15 protein-coding genes and 1 pseudogene are annotated in these 18,595 nt (G+C 27.2%); 4 read left to right on the top strand and 12 right to left on the bottom strand.

Annotated elements, in window-relative coordinates; all coding sequences use genetic code 4:
* Nucleotides 1-71 precede the first annotated feature (71 nt).
* The 7 genes from T386_RS0102535 to T386_RS0102565 form a co-directional block, all read right to left on the bottom strand.
* A complete protein-coding gene (locus tag T386_RS0102535) occupies nucleotides 72-1,427 on the bottom strand; it encodes a hypothetical protein (protein WP_051622783.1) in 1,356 nt (451 codons plus the stop codon).
* A 7-nt stretch (nucleotides 1,428-1,434) separates the two neighbouring features.
* A complete protein-coding gene (locus T386_RS0102540; protein WP_029513589.1) occupies nucleotides 1,435-1,713 on the bottom strand; it encodes a hypothetical protein in 279 nt (92 codons plus the stop codon).
* A gap of 11 nt (nucleotides 1,714-1,724) precedes the next feature.
* Nucleotides 1,725-2,711 (bottom strand): carbohydrate ABC transporter permease, encoded by a 987-nt coding sequence (locus T386_RS0102545; protein WP_029513590.1) that lies wholly within the window; start codon nucleotides 2,709-2,711, stop codon nucleotides 1,725-1,727.
* Entirely contained in the window at nucleotides 2,650-3,717 is a 1,068-nt protein-coding gene (locus tag T386_RS0102550; RefSeq protein ID WP_029513591.1) for a carbohydrate ABC transporter permease, read from the bottom strand. Before T386_RS0102550 ends, T386_RS0102545 begins: the two co-directional genes overlap by 62 nt.
* On the bottom strand, nucleotides 3,701-5,803 hold the full coding sequence (locus T386_RS0102555; RefSeq protein ID WP_029513592.1) for an ATP-binding cassette domain-containing protein: 2,103 nt from the start codon (nucleotides 5,801-5,803) through the stop codon (nucleotides 3,701-3,703). The genes T386_RS0102550 and T386_RS0102555 overlap by 17 nt, the downstream gene beginning before the upstream one ends.
* Before the next feature lie 8 nt (nucleotides 5,804-5,811).
* Entirely contained in the window at nucleotides 5,812-6,966 is a 1,155-nt protein-coding gene (locus T386_RS0102560) for a thermonuclease family protein (RefSeq protein WP_029513593.1), read from the bottom strand.
* A gap of 80 nt (nucleotides 6,967-7,046) precedes the next feature.
* A complete protein-coding gene (locus tag T386_RS0102565) occupies nucleotides 7,047-9,179 on the bottom strand; it encodes a P68 family surface lipoprotein (protein WP_029513594.1) in 2,133 nt (710 codons plus the stop codon).
* A gap of 298 nt (nucleotides 9,180-9,477) precedes the next feature.
* On the opposite strand from T386_RS0102565, the gene T386_RS0102570 reads away from it, so the two are divergent.
* Nucleotides 9,478-9,813 (top strand): hypothetical protein, encoded by a 336-nt coding sequence (locus T386_RS0102570; RefSeq protein WP_156935931.1) that lies wholly within the window; start codon nucleotides 9,478-9,480, stop codon nucleotides 9,811-9,813.
* Nucleotides 9,814-9,822: 9 nt separating this feature from the next.
* On the opposite strand, the gene uvrC is transcribed toward T386_RS0102570, so the two are convergent.
* From uvrC to T386_RS0102595, 5 genes are read right to left on the bottom strand one after another with little or no spacing between them, the layout of a single operon-like run.
* The gene (uvrC, locus tag T386_RS0102575) at nucleotides 9,823-11,535 is read right to left on the bottom strand and encodes an excinuclease ABC subunit UvrC (RefSeq protein ID WP_029513596.1); all 1,713 of its coding nucleotides are present in this window, start codon (nucleotides 11,533-11,535) and stop codon (nucleotides 9,823-9,825) included.
* Between the two features lies 1 nt (nucleotide 11,536).
* Complete coding sequence (locus T386_RS0102580; protein ID WP_029513597.1) at nucleotides 11,537-11,878, bottom strand: hypothetical protein; 342 nt, start codon at nucleotides 11,876-11,878, stop codon at nucleotides 11,537-11,539.
* Nucleotides 11,879-11,880: 2 nt separating this feature from the next.
* Nucleotides 11,881-13,884 carry a ring-infected erythrocyte surface antigen domain-containing protein gene (locus T386_RS0102585; RefSeq protein ID WP_029513598.1) on the bottom strand — a complete coding sequence of 668 codons (2,004 nt, stop codon included), beginning with the start codon at nucleotides 13,882-13,884 and terminating at the stop codon, nucleotides 11,881-11,883.
* Between the two features lie 49 nt (nucleotides 13,885-13,933).
* Nucleotides 13,934-14,767, bottom strand: coding sequence for a deoxyribonuclease IV (locus T386_RS0102590; protein ID WP_029513599.1), 834 nt, complete (start codon nucleotides 14,765-14,767; stop codon nucleotides 13,934-13,936).
* Nucleotides 14,760-15,605, bottom strand: a complete 846-nt coding sequence (locus tag T386_RS0102595; RefSeq protein WP_029513600.1) for an HAD hydrolase family protein — start codon at nucleotides 15,603-15,605, stop codon at nucleotides 14,760-14,762. Before T386_RS0102595 ends, T386_RS0102590 begins: the two co-directional genes overlap by 8 nt.
* Nucleotides 15,606-15,892: 287 nt before the next feature.
* Here T386_RS0102595 and T386_RS0102600 point away from each other — a divergent pair, with 287 nt between their 5' ends.
* The 3 genes and pseudogenes from T386_RS0102600 to T386_RS0102615 all read left to right on the top strand — a co-directional run.
* On the top strand, nucleotides 15,893-17,359 hold the full coding sequence (locus tag T386_RS0102600) for a lipoprotein 17-related variable surface protein (RefSeq protein ID WP_029513601.1): 1,467 nt from the start codon (nucleotides 15,893-15,895) through the stop codon (nucleotides 17,357-17,359).
* A gap of 79 nt (nucleotides 17,360-17,438) precedes the next feature.
* Nucleotides 17,439-18,041, top strand: coding sequence for an FMN-dependent NADH-azoreductase (locus tag T386_RS0102605; protein ID WP_029513602.1), 603 nt, complete (start codon nucleotides 17,439-17,441; stop codon nucleotides 18,039-18,041).
* Between the two features lie 350 nt (nucleotides 18,042-18,391).
* Nucleotides 18,392-18,595: pseudogene (locus T386_RS0102615) on the top strand (hypothetical protein); the annotation flags it as partial.

Below are 18,595 nucleotides of genomic sequence, written 5' to 3' on the forward strand. Positions count from 1 at the left end.
TTTTCCTATATTTTGCTGAATTAGCTGCTTTATAAAAAAATAACATATTGGTTATATGTTATTTTTAATAATTATTTTAAGGTTGTGACTTTTTGACCTAAATTTATCGTTTTTAAAAGTTTTGCAACATTTTTAAGAATTTCGTCATTTTGATTACCATTAATTTCATCATAATTTGTGATATTTTGAGCATTAGTTAAATCAGCTGGAATAGATTCATAATAGTTTTTATCATATTGATTCAGCGAGGTAATAGAAACTTTTTCGTCTGTTTTATCTAAATTAAGAAGGCTTAAAATATCATATATTTTATAACTTGATGCTTTGTTAGGTTCATTTTGATTTTCTAATACTTCAATAAAATATTTTAATGTATATTTATTACTTCCATCTGTTGCTTTTACTAATCTAGCAGATAAATAAGTTGGTTTTTTTCAACCATTTAAGAATAAGACGTCATTAATCAATTTTACTATTTGGACGCTTGTAGTACCATAGTTTTTCATAGAATCATCATAGCGTTTAAATATTGTCTTATCAGACTTCACAATAAACTCTTTATTGTTTTGTCATTCATTGAACAAATTTTCATTATTTTGCCTAAAAACAGGAGCATTAGATAAAAACTCATTTCATTTATCGCTGTTAGGTTTAATAGGAGTTTTTATGTATGTAACAGGATTTTCAATTAAATTATATGAATTATTATAATTCATTATTAAATTGATTGGTGGAAATGCAAATTGATATCCTTTTTCTTTATTTATTGAGTTGACTCTAATTTTGCTATCTTTATAAAATTGCAGTATTTTTTGTAATTTTGATTCAAATTCTTTATATGAATCTTCCCCTTTAAAGCTAGGAACAGAATCGAGGAAATAGTTAGGAATAGAATTGTAATTACGAACATATGAATTAACAGTTGAACCATATAATTTAGCGCTTGAATTGGACGCAATTAGTGAATCTTGAACTAGCAAAAATGATGATAAATAAGGAGTACCACTTAAATAACCACGAATAATGTGTTTTAAATCATCAACTTGAACATTTTTGCTAACAACTGAGTTTAAGTTTTGAAATGTAAATGATAAACTAGATAAATGTTTTGTATATGATAAATACTTAGTAATAATTAATTCATTGTGCAATTGATTAGCTACTTCTGATAGATTGGTTGCTCTTTGTTTGAGTATGTTTTTCTGAGTTTTATCAGTTTCTGATTCAGCGCTTTTATTAAGTCAAGCAATTCTGTCACTAATAACATTTTTATTAGTTTCCTTAGTTATAGGATTGGACTCAATAAAGTTATTAGCTCTATAAATAGATGGGTCTAATTTATGAATGCAACTAGCTGAAATAATAGGAGTAATAGCAGCAAGGCTTGAAGCAAATAGCATTAGTTTTATTTTTTTGTTATTTTTCATAATACTCCTATAAAATAGCCTTATAGTTTCAGCTTTTAATACCAGCATATGTAATATATGAACCGATGCCGATTAAAACAATTGATATAGCGATGCCAGCAATAGCATAAGACATTTGATATCTTGCTTCTTGAAGTAAAGACGTATCGATTTCTACATATTTGTTAACATGAAGAATAAATTTAGCATTGTTGATAATTATCGAGCAATATATTAAACACGCTAGTGCGGCAATAGCAAGAAAACCTCATATGATGGTCTTAGAGTGAATATTAACTTTTTTCATATAACAGCCTCCTAACCTTTAATAGCACTACCTTGTCTTGAAATAGCATTCATAATTCTCTTTCTAAATGCAAAGTAGAATATGAACATAGGTAATACAACAAGCACAGCACCAGCCATTTTAACATTTTGATGAATTCTCGTAACATTATCGATTTCTTCACGCCCAACGTCAAATAATCAAACTGACATAATTTGGTAATCTTTACCAGTGTATAGAAGTGAAGGTCACAAGTATGAGTTTCATGAAGCGAGTGTTGTTAAGATAATAATTGTTAAAGTAGTAGGTTGTACCATTGGAACAGCAACTTTAAATAAATATTTTGCTCCAACAGCACCGTCCACCATAGCAACTTCTTTTATTCTGCCTGGAATAGCTTCAAAAGCATTTCTAAACATTAAGGCATTAAATATAGAAGCCACAAAAGGTAGTGCTATCATTGCTACAGCTCCAGCAAAGCTTTTTAATATATCAGTTACATTATTTATTTGAATAACAACTTTATATTGACCAAATAATAAAGCAACTTCAGGCAATACAAGCAATGACATAAATATGCCTCAAGTTAATTCTTTACCTCTTCATTTTCTAAGCGAAAATGCATAACCACATAATAATGTTACAAAGATTTTAACTATTACTGAAAATATAACATTAACGAAGGTTAAAGCAAAAGAAAATCAATATCCTTTGCCGCCGACACTAGAATTGTTAGCAGCTTCTTGATAATTGCTTCATGATCACTCTTTTGGCCAAAAACTAAAATTACTTTGTAATTGTTCTGCTTGATATTTTGGCATCAAGGAAATAGTAAGCATGTAAAAGAATGGGAAGAGGATGATAGCTGAGAAAAATACAAGAGTAGCTATTTTTAAAAATGTCCACGAAACAAGCGAAAGAGCAGAAGTATCACGAACTTGGTTAGCAGTTACATCTCTATTTTTTCTGAGCTTGATATTCGATCATCACCGGCGAAGTTTTAATTTTCTTTCAAACATTTGACTCTCCTAAGTTAATTGATGCCACAATTATGGCATTAAATCCTCTTCTGATAATTAATGAGTAAGTAAATCCTATTACAAACAACATAATAGCTGATGCTGATGCAAGAGCATCTTTACCCGATCTGGTCATATGGTATACATATAACATAAGTGATGAAGCACCACGAGTGATTGCATCTGTAGAGTTATTATTAAATAAAGCAAGTGGGAATACTTTAATACCATTAATAATACCCATTGTAATTAAAAATGTTGTTGTTGATTTAATAGATGGCAATGTAATTGTGAAAAATTGTTTAACACCACCAATTCCATCTATTGATGCAGATCTATAAAGGTTTTTATCCACTGACAACATAGCTGTTGTAAAAATTAATATATTGAATGCTAGTCCAGATCATACACCATTAACTAATAATGGCAGCAATGGTTCAAAAGCAAAAATATCGCCTTTTTCCAATCATGGAACTTTAATATTTAATATTGAGTTAAGCATACCATTTGGTGCAAAGAATTGTATAAATGATAGCGAAACAGCAACAGCATTAGTAATATAAGGCAAGAAGAATATGGTTTGTCATATTGATCTTGCTCATTTGCGATATACACTAGCTATTAATGATGAAATTAATAGCGAGATACTCATAACAAACGGTAAAACGATCAAACCATACATTAGTGCATTTCTTACACCGACGGCATATTTTTCATCTTTAATTAATTCTGAAAAATATTCTAATGTAAATACTCTATTGCCATTTTCAGTTGGTTTTAAAAAAGCGTGTTCTATATTTATAAAGAAAGGAATAATTGTAAAAGTAAGTAGAATAATGATTGTAGGTAAAAGCATCGAAAACGGTTTTCATGCAGGCGTGCGCTTATCTACAATAGATTCAGAAAGTGACTGCGTCTTATTATTAGCTTGCTTATTTATAGCCAATTTACTTAAAACAGGCACTTTATGAGACAATTTAGTTCAAAAACTATTTTTTAATTTCATAATGTATTCTCTCGTCATTTAATTGGTCAAAAATATGTAAGCGCTCAACAGGAATATCAAAGTTAATTTGATCATTTACTTCATAGCGATATTTATTATCTAGTAGGAAGTTAATGTCTCCTGCTTCTTGTACATTGACAATTAATTTACTTTCTTTACCAAAGTTTTCAACTGCCTTGACCACACCTGTAAATTGACTTTTTTCTTTATCACTTTTAATAATAAAGTCTTCAGCTCTTATCCCTACACTACAGTCTAATTGGTCAATTTCTTTAAATGTAACACCTTGAATTTTTTGACCTAAAATTGATAAAAAGCCATTTTCATATCTACCAGGGAATAGACCCATTTCAGGCATTCCGAGGAAACGAGCAACAAATTTATTTTTAGGTTGGTTATATAACTCAAGAGGTGAACCCATTTGTTGAACTTTTGCCATTGACATACATACAACAATGTCGCTAATTGACATAGCTTCTTCTTGATCGTGTGTAACAAAAACTGTGGTAATTCCAAGACTTCTTTGAATTTGACGAATTCATTGTCTAGTTGAGATCCGTAATTTCGCATCAAGGTTAGATAATGGTTCATCCATTAAAAGAATGTCAGGTTTCTTAACAATAGCACGAGCAATAGCAACACGTTGTTGTTGTCCACCAGATAATCTGGTTGGTTTCTTTTGCAAAATAGGTAAGATTTCAACTTTTTTAGCCATTTCCATTACATCGTTAAATATAGCTTTTTTAATTGAAATAATATCTTTTGAAATTTCTACAATTTCTTCTCTTTGAGCATCATTTAATTTAGCACTTCTATTTTTAGCATCATCTTTAAGAACTTCTTTTAGATTGTATTTTTCATAAATGCTATTAGCATAATTATTAAAGATTTTGTAGGCTATAAAACGCATAGTTTTATAGTTTCTCTTTAATCTTTGAAGCGCATCTTGGTTTTTTATTTGTACTTCTCTATTTGCTTCTTTGCTCTTTTGCAAATTAGTTTTAGCATTAGAGATAATATCATTATGCTTATTAGCAGCTTTTGATGTATTTATAAAATATTTGTAGTAGAGACTAACTTTGATTAACTGAGTTTCTGCTTTTAGCAATTTTAATTGATCAGCACATGAATATTTTTTTCAGTCAAGTTCACTTAAATCAAGTACAACTTTTTGAGTTTTATCAAACATTGCTTGTGCTTCTGCTTGGTCAGCAACTTTTTTGTATTTTAGCAGGCTTTTATCAAGTTTGATCAGAAAATCACATTGTGGGTATTTCTCATCAGGTTTGAACTCATTGCTTCTTTTAAGCAATTTGAAATATTCTTTAATTTTACGTTTTTTAGCCTTAGCTGATTTCTTCAAACTGGCAAAGGCTTTTAAAATTGTTTTTGAAATTGATGATAATTCACCTTCATAGTGAATTTTAGACAACTTATAATCAGTTTGTGCTTTTTCAATTTCCTTATTATTTTTAACAGTAAAGTTGGCTAATTCACGGTCAGTTTCTTTTTCGATATTTAAATAGATATTTCAAAGTTTATTGATTTTAGATATTTCTTCGTCAGAAGCACCTAGTGTCTTTAAATAAATGTTTTTAATTTGAACATAAGCTGAATTCTTTTTATCAAGCACTTTGTTTTGTCATTTAATATCATTTTTAAGTGGAAAGGCAATGTTATCAAAAACACTCATATGAGGATATAAAGCATAGTTTTGAAAAACAAAGCCTAATTTTCTTTTTTGTGGCGGCAAAGCCGTAACATCTTTACCATTAAAGAAAACATTACCACTAGTAATTGTTAATAAGCCACTAATAGCATTTAATGTGGTCGTTTTACCACTACCAGAAGGACCAAGTAGTGTAACTAACTTTCCATTTGGTATTTTAAAACTAACATCATCCACAGCTAATGTTTCACCAAAGTCAATCATGACATTTTTAAGCTCAATAGCCGGAACTTTTTCTTCATTAGTGATTGTATCTTCTATTTTTTTTGTTAATCTATCATATTCAGTCTTATCATTTTCATTAATATTGGTTAATGATAGCTTAATCTTATCTATAAATTTTCTAAGTCAAATCATATAATTCCTTAATTCTTATTTTTGTATGAATCATTAACTAAATCTAAACCAGTCGCATTAAAGAAATTCTTTCTTGAACGTTTTCAAAAATCTGTTCATGATGTATTAGGTTTTTGTCTATAAATACATTTGCTAGCTCATTCAGGCAGAGCAAATGTTTTAAAAAAGCCTCTTCGATTTTTAATAGCATCATTAAAAGCTAAAGCCATTTGGTGTATAGAATAGTGTTCTAAATAAATTGGGTTCTTAATTTTGTTTATTACATTATTTAATTTAGCATATGGCAATGTTAGGCCTGCTCTAACGATTTCTAATGTATATAAATATTGATATTTGTCGCCAAAGAAAGCATCGCCAACTATGCGACCGAAACTATCTTTGGTATCGCCAATTACTCTAACTTTAGAGCCAACTGGTATGGTGTCAATAGCAAATCTAGAACTTAGTTTAGCATAACCCATTTCGAAATCTTGTGAAACCTTACCATTAACAGCTTTTTCAGGAGTGTCAATACCATCAATTCTAACTTTAATTTCTTCACCTATTTCAACCATATTATTAGCATTATCTTTACCAATCACAGTTGCTTTAAAAGTATCTCCATCACTTCAGTCTGTAATTTCTGCGTCAAAATATTTATTTTTTAAAATATCTCAATTTATGTTTTTATATTCAAATGCTTTTTGAGCGTCAAATTTATTATAAATAGAATTCAAACTGTGCAAGGTGAAATTTTGGAAGTTAATATTTACTACTTTCTCTGAATTAGCAACTAATTGGTGCTCATTTTCACCTGAATGGTCTTTTTTAATAATTCAATATTGAATTTCAATACTTATAGGGTATATTGTATCTTTTTCAGAGTCAACTTTTGTTGTGGCTTCAATATTTGGGGTACTTATAACATAGGCTTTTAAAAAATAATCCTTTTCATTATCATCTATTTTAAAAGTGGTTGAATGTAAAAATTCATTGCCATTTAATTTTAAATTGTTGACTTTGGACTTCAATTCAGCAAGTTTATTATCTTCAATTTTAACTATTTGAAAATTTTTAGGTAAAAACAATTCCTCAACGTCATCATGGTTGCAACTAGCAGCAACTAATGGTGAAAAGCATATTGGTGTTAAAATTGGAAGCATCAATTTAATATTTTTTTTCATCTTATCTTTCTTTTTTATTTTATTAAGGGCATAAATAAACCAGTTAAACTGGTTTATCTAGTTAGGATATTCTATTATAATTACTTAATAAAATCATTACATAAGGTTTCAATTTGTTTAATAATTTGAGCATTAAAGTCTCCAACTATCTGACTATTTTTGATGCTTATATATGTATTTTTGAATGATTTTCCAAGAGCATTTCTAAATTCGGACGCGTTGAATGAACCAGGTTCTTCATAAGCCACATGAGTATCTGGTGATTCAGCGATTTTTTTAAGTTGAGCATATGTTTGAACAATATATTTGTTTGTTAATCCTTTTGTGTCAGTTTTTTCGAAACCTTTTGATGGAAAAATGTATGAAGCAACCTTACTTATGTATTCTGATACAGTGTAATTTTTATGTTCTTCATCAATATCATATTTACCAGGCGAAGTTAAGAATTTAACAAATTTTCTTGCTGCATTATCTTGTTCTTCATTCACTGAAATTCCTATTAAAGAAGGGCCTTGAAGATATGTAACAAATTTAGATTTAGCGTCATTATTTCATTTTGAAATGGTTTCCAATGACAAGAATTCTTTTTCTTGTAATGTAGTTTCGCCTGATGATTTTGTTTCATTAATTAATGACTTATCATTAATATGGAAAAGAATATGAGTAGTTTTGCCTTTCTTAAATTCACCAATTTCTGTTATTTTATTATTGTTTAATTCTTTAATTTGTTTAATTATATTAGCATGTGATTCTTTATCTAAGGTAACAATTAATGAATCTAAACTTTTTTTATCACCTGCCTTAGCTAATACATCAGCAATTTTTTTGTCACTTTCTTTATTTAAAGATTGGTAGTCATAACCACTTGCTTCACCATCACTTTTTACTATTTTGTTATCATGTTTTCCATCATTAAACATTAATGAGCCATTTTTAGAAAAAGCATAATAAATTGACTTACCGATTTCATTTTCAAAGTCAGTATTTCTAATACTGTAAAATGTTGTGCTTTTTTTATCACTTAAAAAGTTGTGATTATAACCTGCTGATGAACCAATCGCAAATGCGTATTCATGACGTACTTGATATGTTGAAGTATATTCACCATCGCCAAGTATTGCTAATGATTGGCTTTGGAATGAAGTTTTGAATCTATCAAATACCTTATTTAAGGCTTTATAACCTTCATTATTAGTATCTTTAATTTGATTGTAATCTACAAAAGATTTTCCATTTTTTGATGTTAGTCTAATGAAAAAATCATTATTATCAAATGTTCCACCTATCATAGAATATGGAATATATTGGGTCAAACTTGAAGGGTCATCGACACCAAGAACATGAACATTTGAATTTGGCTTACTTGAATTTTCAAAGCCTTTTTGTGCTAAATCAGCGAATTCAAGGAATTTTTCAAAATATGTAAAGGTATCATTATTGATTGTTAATGAACTAAAATCAGCGTCAGTTTTAACAGCGCCCCATTTCTTAGCAACAGCTGCTTCGTCAGATTTTCCATTTTCTTGAACATCTTTGTAAAATTGAGTTTTCTTGAATTCATCATCAATTTTAGCTGGTTTAGATACAGAAGACATTTTATCTAATAAATATTTAATAACTGGTGCATTTGCACCTGTTGCAACAATTGATTTAGAAACAGGAATGATAAATGTACCTTTTACTGGAAGATTTTCAGTTGTTCTATTTTGATTAGTAAAAGCTTCGTCAAAGTTATTTAAATTAACACTTATATCAGGATTCTTTGTATCTTCAAAATTTAAAATCTTTGTTTTTCCACTATATTTTGTTGAAACCTCTGATGATGCAATACTTGAAGCAACAGGAGCATAATTTAGAGTTAAATTTGGTGTATTTTTATTCTTGCTGTTTAAGTCTGAAAGAATTTTTTGAGCTCCAGCATCATATCCACTGCCAATATTCTCAATTTCTACGGGAATAAAGTGTTTTTGGCCCACAAATTTACTGTTGTAATAATTAACTAAATTTTGAAAAGCATTTCATTGAGGTTTTCCTTTTGTAAATGTAACACCTAATGTAATTTTTTTATTTCCAGAATTTTCATTTCCAGAATTACCATTTCCAGAATTACCATTTCCAGAATTTTCATTTTTAGAGCCACAACTTGCTGCCATCAATGTTGTTGGTAAAACAGCAGCAGCTGCCCCCATTAAAAATATTTTTTTCTTATTCATTAAAATAACCATCCTTATTAAATTAGTCATATTATTAATATAAATAACAAAGTGTTAAACTTTATTATCCATTTTTAAGTTTATAGATTTTTTGATACTTATTAATTAAGTCAAAAAATGAAGTAATTTTTATGTTATTTTTACTAAAAAAGTGAGTTATTTTTTCATATTTAGTTTTAATATAAAAAAATTAAATATAATATATAGTTATTTAAATTTAATGACTATGAAATTAAGAAAAAAAATTATATATTTTGGCTCCATGAGCGTTTTAATTACTGTATGCACATCTATTTTTATGACTAGCTGTTATATGCAAGATGATGAATATAAAAAGTATCTAATAAATTATGAAAAAGCTAAGAAATTCAGAGAAACACGTCCTTTAAATTTTGGTTCAAAATGGGATGAATTTAATAAAAGTTTCGCTGCCTATGAAAAATTTTTGGTTTCTAAGAAAAAAACTGAGCCTGAAAATCATAATGCCCAAAATACATTTAAAACAATGAATTTTTTGCTATCCAGTGCCAATAAATCATATTCAGTATGATATGATCTAATTCTTCAAGATAAAAAAGTGCCAGAGGAGAAAAAAATAAATCCTGAGTTTTGAACCCAAAACTTTGGTTTATAAAATTAGATTTTAATATTCTTTTTTATTAATTTTTGTTGCTATATTAATGGGAACGATTTTTTGTAACTCTTCAATAGAAGCATCATAAATATTAGCATAGTTTTTAAAGTAAGCAAGTAGTTTTTGCTCCATTTTTGGCCCCAAACCTTTTATGTTTCTAAGTTTTCCTTCAAGCGAAGAAATTTTTTGTCTGTTTGTATGATGCTTCTTAGCAAAACGATCAACTTCAATTTGCATTTCAGATAAAAAGTTATATAGATCTAAATTATTAATTTGAATCTCATTTAAATTTAAATCAATTAGTGATTTAGTTCTGTGATTTTCATCTTTTACTAATCCTATTACAGGAATTTTTATTCCTAAAATTAATAAGGCTTTTTTAGCTTCATTTATTTGAGCTAAGCCACCGTCAACAATTATTAAATCTATATTTTTATTATTTCTTTCGCTATTAAAAAATTTATTAATAGATTGTTTCATATATTCAACATCAGAATGTCTGTCTATATCTAAACTATGATTAAATTTACGATATAAACTTTTATTCTTTATTCCATTTGTATAAACAACAGCGACACCAACAGGATTAGTATTGTTTAAATTAGAATTATCAAACAAAACAATGTTTTTTAATGATTGAAGATTTAAATGATGATTTAATTCATCTAACATTTTCTGTGCCTTTTCAAGTCTATCAGAATAATTGATATGCTCCTTGTTATAAAAGTCATTTAAATTTAAAAGAGCTAAGTCAAGAATTTTTTTATTGGTACCTTTTTTAGGCTCAACAAATATATAAGAATCGGGCAAATCTAAACTACGAAACAACGTTTCGTTTTCAATTAAGAAAAAGTTTGGGACAATATTATCCTTATAAAATTCTTCAAAGAAAAAAGCAAGACTATCATTAATACTAACACTAATAGGAATAGTTAAATTAATTTTATTTATTAAAGCACCGTATCTGTAAAACAAAATAGTGCTAAATATAGTGTTTTTTTCTGTTTTAAAGACAAAAACATCAATATTTTTATATTGATTTAATTCAACGATCTGTGTTTCTCTCAATTTTTTTAGATACATTAAGCCATCGCGTAAAAACATAGCAAGTTCAAATTGCTCATTATTTGCTGCTTTAATCATTCTATTTTCTAATTCACTTAAATAGTTATTGTTTTTGAAGCTTAGAATATTTTTAATATTATTAAATTGTTTTTTTCAAAATAAAGGGTCATTATTTTTTATTTTTAGTCCGTTTTCAAATAATGCTTCATGTTGTAATAATTTAAGAATAGGCACAGAACCATAACCAATAGGGAAAGGGCCATAAAAAAATATATTTTCTGATTCGTCCTTTAATACTTTTCTTGACAAAGAAATATTGATACCGTCTTTTAATAATTGTACTTTTAAATATGGATATTTCCTATCATCAAGCAATAAAATATTAAATTCTGGATTATATTTATCAATTAAGCTTTTTTCAAGCAATAAGGCTTCTTTATTTGATTTGCAAATAATGGTTTCAAAATCTGCTATTAGTGAAACTAATTTACTAGTTTTATATGAATTGATAGCACCGTCAAAATATTGATTCATTCTTTTTCTTAAATTTTTAGCTTTGCCCACATAAAGAATATTTTGCTGTTCATCTTTTCATAAATAAATACCAGCTAGTGTACTTACCGTTTTAAGCTTTTCTATAATTTCATTTCTATTCATTTTAATTAATTATGTCATCCAATCAATCAATAATAATTTCTTTTGGATAAAAATTGTGTCCAATGTTATAAATATTGTTATTCTTTATAATAGCAAAGGTAGGCACTTCCAAAACTTGAAATTTGGTATTAGGCTCTCTATATAGCTCAGCTTCAATAGCATCAATTTCTAAAAACAGAACATTTGAATTATGTATAAAATGATGTTCAACCTCTTTAATAACCGACTTCATTAATAAACTGTTCAAGTCATTTTCAAGTGTAAAAAATATAAAAAAGACATCATTATTAGCATCTGGGTTTTTATATATGTTTTGAGCAGTTTCTCACTTTACTTTTTTCATAATTAATCCTTATTTTTATCGCTTAAAATTGGAGATTCTCATAGGTCATCGTCAAAAGAATCATTATTAATATTTTCTTTTTGTCTATTTTCGCTTAATGAAATTGTTGCTGAATCAAAAGAAAAATTATTATTTTTTATCTTTATGGAACTATGTGAATCGTCATTTGTATTCTTATTAGGTTTGATATCAGTTGTTGAATTTTCTTGAATTTTGTTTTCATTGTTTTTATCAAGATATTGCGAGTTGTTTGACTCTTTCATAATAGAAGTTTCTACTGTATCTATTATAAAATTAGTGTGGTTATCTGTTAAGTTGTTTTTTTCATTTTGGCCTGTTTTAAGGTCGTGTTGGTATTGATCAATAAAACTTTCACCAGTATCAATAGAGAAATTTACATTGTCATTTGTTTGAATATTTTTAGTACTATTTGAATTATTACTTAACTCTTCTGGCTCTACTGTTATTTCAGTCTCAATGGTATCTAAATTAAAATTAATTAAATCCTCGATAGCAGTTAATGGAGCTGTATTGATACCAATTGTATCAGTATGATGTTCATTTTTGATTTCGGCATTTTTTTCAAGCTGATTATTTATATCATTGTCTAAATTTTGGGCTGAATTAATATTAGTTTCATTAACAATGGTGTCGCTTTGAGCTGGCGATAAATCATCTAATATCATATCATGGACTTCAGCAGTTAATGGGGCATCTTCTAAATATGAAGAGTTGGTTAATTGCTGAATATCTTTTATTTTGTTATTAAAATCGTTTTGTAAATGTAGTTCAAATGTGCTTATTTCATCTTCGTTTGCAACTTTTGTTAACTTCGTTTCAAAATCTTTTGTATCATAAAAACTTGTTTTTTCATCGCTTTCATAAATTTTAATATTTTGCTTAGTATTTTTTAATAAACTATCAGGGTTAGTTGATGCAATGATTAAGTCAGGACTGGAATTATATTTTGATTGATTTTGCTCTAAAATTTTAATAAAAGCAGATTCGGATTCATTATATGATTTATTTTTCTTATTCACAATCACAAAGAAATGAGACAAAGTAGAATTATTTGATAGTTTATCAATGTTCTGCATTATTTGGCTCATAACATATGAAAATTTAACTTTATAAACATCAATTTGCAAAACGTTTGCAGCTTTGCGATAAAAGTCAAATAAGATTTTAACTTGTGAAGTGTAATAAAAAGGTGAAGTATTATTTTTTATAGTTTTTTCTAATATTGGCAAAGTTGTTCTGTTTTTAATCATGTTTTTTATGTATATTTTCATGTTAATCATAATTAATTTAGCTCATGAAAAAGCCAAAATGGCTAAGGCAATTAGTCATGACAAATAAGGTGAAAATGTTAATAAGTATGGCAAATTAAAAATTGCATCAGCATAAAAACCTACATTTAAATGCGCATTAGGTAGCAGTGAAGAAAACTTGTCTTTTGTTATGGATCATTGATTTGTAAATGAATAAAACCAGCCTTTATTATAAATGTTTGCTATATCATTTTTATTAATAATAGTGCTTGACATATCAACTCTATAAAATACTAAAACTGAGTGATAAATAATGGCTATAGCTAATAAATTAAGTCAAATAAAACTGATTAATGAATTTCTAACGGTTCAATAATCAACTTTTTGATAGGCAAAAAATCATTTAAAATAGTGCTTTTTAAATCAAGGGCTTAGCCACCTAATAATTAAGGTTAGATGTGAACCAATCAAAAGCAAAATCATTAAATCACCAAAAGCCAAACCAAATGAATATAAATAAATTATTCTAATGAAACCGCCTTTGCTAAGACTACTAACAATTGGATTATTGTATTGAAGCATAACAAAAAATACAGTTGTGAATCATAAAAGAATAAATTTTATTATTTCAGCAGGCAAAAATAGTTTCACATCCGAAACTATATCATTAGGCTTTTTAATTTCAATATTAGAAATGTTTAGTTTTTTATTAATTTGGCCAGGCTTGAATTTCATACATTAAAATTATAATAATATTTTAAATTTAATTTATATATTAGAAAAATTACTTTTGGTAATTTAAAAGCATTTTAATTTCTTTATCATAAATCGGGGAATCATCTACCCATGGTGTTTCTAAAATAATTGGAATATTATCAAAGTCCTTATCAAAAACAAATTTAGAAAGTGTATCAATTCCAATATACCCTTGATTGATATTAGCGTGGCGGTCTTTATGATTCCCAAGAGGGTTTTTAGAATCATTAAGATGAATAACTTTTATATGGTTAAGTAAATTATGTTTATTCAGTTCATTTTTAAATGCTTCATATTTTGTTATATCATAACCGGCGTCAAAAACATGGCATGTGTCCAAGCAAACTGCGAACCTTTCATTGTTGATTTTATCTATAAAATAACTTATTTGGTCAAAATTAATCCCAATTTCAGTTCCTTTGCCAGCCATTGTTTCTACACAGATAGTTACATTTTGTGTTCGCGATAAAATTTCTTTGATTGAATAAATAAAAGTGTCCAATGATTCTTGAATTGTAAAAGAAGTAAATGAACCAGGATGTAAAACTAAATATTTTGCGCCAATATAATTCATTCTTTCAATTTCCTCGATTAAAAATTGAATTGCAAATTGATGCTTAGTGACACTTGCTGGATTAACAATATACGGAGCATGAATTATGATATCTTCTGGTTTAATTAAATTAGAATATTTTTCTAAATATTCATTGAGATGATATTTGTTTATATCAACTCTTTTGGCATTTTGTGGTGCGCCCAGATAAATCATCATGCAATTTGCACCATTAGCAATCGATTCTTTTGCTGCCTCTTCAAGATAATCTGGTGATACAAATGAAATATGGCTACCTAATTTAATCATCATTGTCCTTTCTAGTGAAACTTTTTTGAATGAAATATTTATATAAACCACCATTTTTATAATTTGTGGCTATTTCATCAGCAACTGTTTTTAATTTAGTTGATGAATTTTTCATTGCTACTAGTTTTCCAACATAACCTTTTGCTGTAATATCAGAATCCGAGTCTCCAATATGGACTGTATTTTTAACATCTATATTTTTGTCTTGAATATAAATAGATTCAGCTAAACCTTTGTTTATTTTAACACTTGTTATTTCAATAACAAAATTTGAACTAGCAAGGGTTGCATTACATCATTTACTAAATTTCTCATTAAAATTGTCAAGCATTTTTTGAGCCTTAAATTTATTTTTTATAACAAAAGCAATTTTAACAACATTGTTGTGATTCATTGAATTTGCTTTTTTAAGGTTATCAATCAAATAAAATTTGCGTGGTAAAAATAATTTGCTTATAGATTTTATGAATCAATTATTTGTATAAAATGATTCACCATTTTCATCGAATATAACAAGAATTAGATTATTCAATTTTGCAAAATCAATTACTTCTTGTACTATTTGGTTAGATATAAAAAATGAATATTTTCTAATATTATCAATGTAAATTTCTGCCCCAGATGAACATATTATATCAGTAGTTCCTAATTGCATTAATGTTTGTTTAACTCTTTGGTCATGAAAACTCCTACCTGTGCTAATTACTATATTTGCAAAATTTTTAATTAATAGCATAGCCGATAAGTTTTTTTTACTAACTCTTGATTTATATTTTTTATCAAACAGAGTTCCGTCTAAATCTATAAAGTAAGTCATTTTATTGTTATTTGATTCCATAGAAAATATATTTTAATAAATTTATATATAAATAGTCCAACTTTTTTATTTAACGTTTTTAATTTACATTAGTGCTGCATTTTGGCACTATACTTTTTTCTTTATTTATCTATAAAACAACGGAATATCAAAAAGCTGTTTTATATTTATATTTATTTCTTTTCTTTATTTTTTATTTTGGTTTTACTAAAAAACTTTTTATGTAAAGCGACATCAATTTTAATAATAATTTAATATCAAAATAATAATATAATTAGAACGTAAAACACAAAAAAGGAGTTTATATAATGAAAAAGAATAAATTATTGCTAATAGGTAGCCTATTTTCAATAACATCATTACCTGTAATGGCTGCTAGTTGTAAGAAAGAAGACGAAAAAATTACTGAAATAGCAAAAAAAATAAGTACTGCTGAATTCATTAAAAAAGACGCGCAAAAAGAAGAAACTCTTGCATCTAGTGTAACAAAAGATGATATTAAAATTGATCTACCAAGTAATGTTGAAATAAATGGTGAATTAACCTTAAAAGCTTTTGATACAGAAGGCAAATTGCAAATTTCTGGTGAAATTAAATATAAAAACAGTGAAGAAACAGCTAAATTTAGTGTTGAAATGACCGGCTTTAAAACAAGAGAATTCACTATCGATGAATTAATTGCACAAATTAAAGCTGACTATAAGCATAAAGTTCTTGATAAATCATACATTCCACCAACAGACACTGAAAAAGAATATGTTAAGATAACATATCCAAAAGGTTTAGTGCAAGAAGGTAATATAGAGATCACAAGTAAAGAAGATACCAAAGGCACTATTACTGTAAGCGGAAAAGTAAAAAAAGGTGAAGAAACAAAAGAATTTTCGGTAGAAATTAAAGGATTCAAAGTAATAGCTGATCCACATGAAGCACTGATTAAAAAAATTAAATATGAATATAAAAATGCAGTTAAACCTGATAAGAAAAAAGAAGAAGTTATACCATCACTTGTTAATGAATCAGATATTTCATTTACTCTTCCTGCTGGAATTGAAAGTGTTAAAGTTATAGATAATTCACTAGTTGATGATGATGCTAATGGAATTCTAACTTTTAAAGTTGAAGTTACTATTAAAGATGTTGCTGACAAAAAACAATATGAATTTAAAATTTATGGCTTTAAGAAAGATCCATCATTAGTAGTTGAACCATTAGATGAACTATTGAAGCATGTAACTGCTAGTCTAGTGATAATTCCAGGAAACACAAAACCATCTCAAATCAAAAAAGAAGAAATTACAGACGATTCTAAAACATCAAAAGATGCAAAAATTCTTTTATCATTCAAAGGCATTAATGTTAAACTTAAAAGCATAACAAAACTCGAACCAAAGGATGCTGAAAAGAAACTTATTATAACTGGTGAGGCGCAAAGAGATTTAAATGGTAAACATGATGTGGGCACTTTTACAGTGACAGTTGACTTTGCATATCCGCCATTAAAAAAATTACTTAAGGAAACTGGAATTGAATTTGTTGTTGATAAAACAACTATTGATCCCAAAACTATAAGAAATAATGAAATTTCGGATAAAAAAATAGCTGATGTTAAAATTTTAATCAAGTTTGTATTAGACTCTATTACTTTAAAAGAAATTACTTCAACAAGTTATGATGAAACAGAAAAAATTCTTACTGTGAATGGTAAAGCACAAAGTGATCATGACGGCAAACACGAAGAAGAAGACTTTACAATAAAAATTGATTTTAAATAAATATATTTAACATAAAATAATTCGCATGATTTGCGAATTATTTTATTATGATTAATAAAAATATATAAAGGAGATAAATATGCAAGAATCAAAGAAAATATTATCAATTATAGCTTCGCCAAATAATCCATCTTTATCAACAGAAGCTAATATAAAAATAACTAAATTGTTACAAGCCAAATATCCAAATTCTGAGCTGACATTATTAGATTTAAATAATTCCCCTTTTGCTAATTATTCTTTGTCATCAGTATCAAAAGCTACATTCTATGAAAACACTGAATCAGATTATTGAATTAACAAGTTGAAAGAAACAGATATTTTAATTATTTCAACGCCTATGATTAACTTTAATTATTCTGCTACACTAAAAAATTTTATTGATGCAATTAGCGTTGCTGAAAAAACATTTACATATAAATATGCTACCAAAGGAGCATCAAAGGGACTATTAGATAACCTTAAAGTGATTTTAATAGCTACACAAGGAGCGCCAAAAGATTGATATCAATTCGGCAATAATTTAAAAATGCTTAAAGGTACTTTTAAATTCTTAGGTGTTAAAAAAGTTGCGTCATTATTTATTGCAGGTACAAAAGTATTTCCTAGAAACAAACTAAGCTACGATGAAATATTTGAAGATGTACAAAACGAAATTAACCAATTAATGCAAAAATTTTAACTGCATATTTTTTATTTTTTTGCTTTTTTATAGGAAAATAAGTTATTTGCAAAATTAGCATTATAAGCCATTAGATGAATATATTAACAATTAAAAAACTTGTGGTTTTCGTTCAGCTTATTTTCCACAATGCTTTACTTTAATATTAAAAAATATAATATATATTTGATTTTAATTAGATAAAAATAATTTAAAAAAGGATCAATATGAAAAAGAACAAATTTCCTGAGTTTCCAAGTTAGCATCAAAAAATGCTAACTTTTTTAATCTTTTATATATTTCATATATAAACAAAAAAATTTTTACTTTTTTCTTACTTTCTTTACAATCTTTGATATAATTGTTTTGATATGATAGAAAAAGCACAAAAATTGATTTTGATAAAAGCAAATTTAAAAGATAATGATTATTATCTTTCAGCAGGTATTTCATTAGGCTATGGAAAAGGAGTAAAAAAATTAGCTGGCTTGGGAAAATTAAGCGAGCTAAATCAAATAAATCCTAATGCACAGGCAATAATTAAGGCAAAGTTGGATGATATTGATGTTAATACA

It is taken from the genome of Mycoplasmopsis primatum ATCC 25948 (assembly GCF_000702785.1).
Taxonomy (GTDB): Bacteria; Bacillota_I; Bacilli_A; order Mycoplasmatales; family Metamycoplasmataceae; genus Mycoplasmopsis; species Mycoplasmopsis primatum.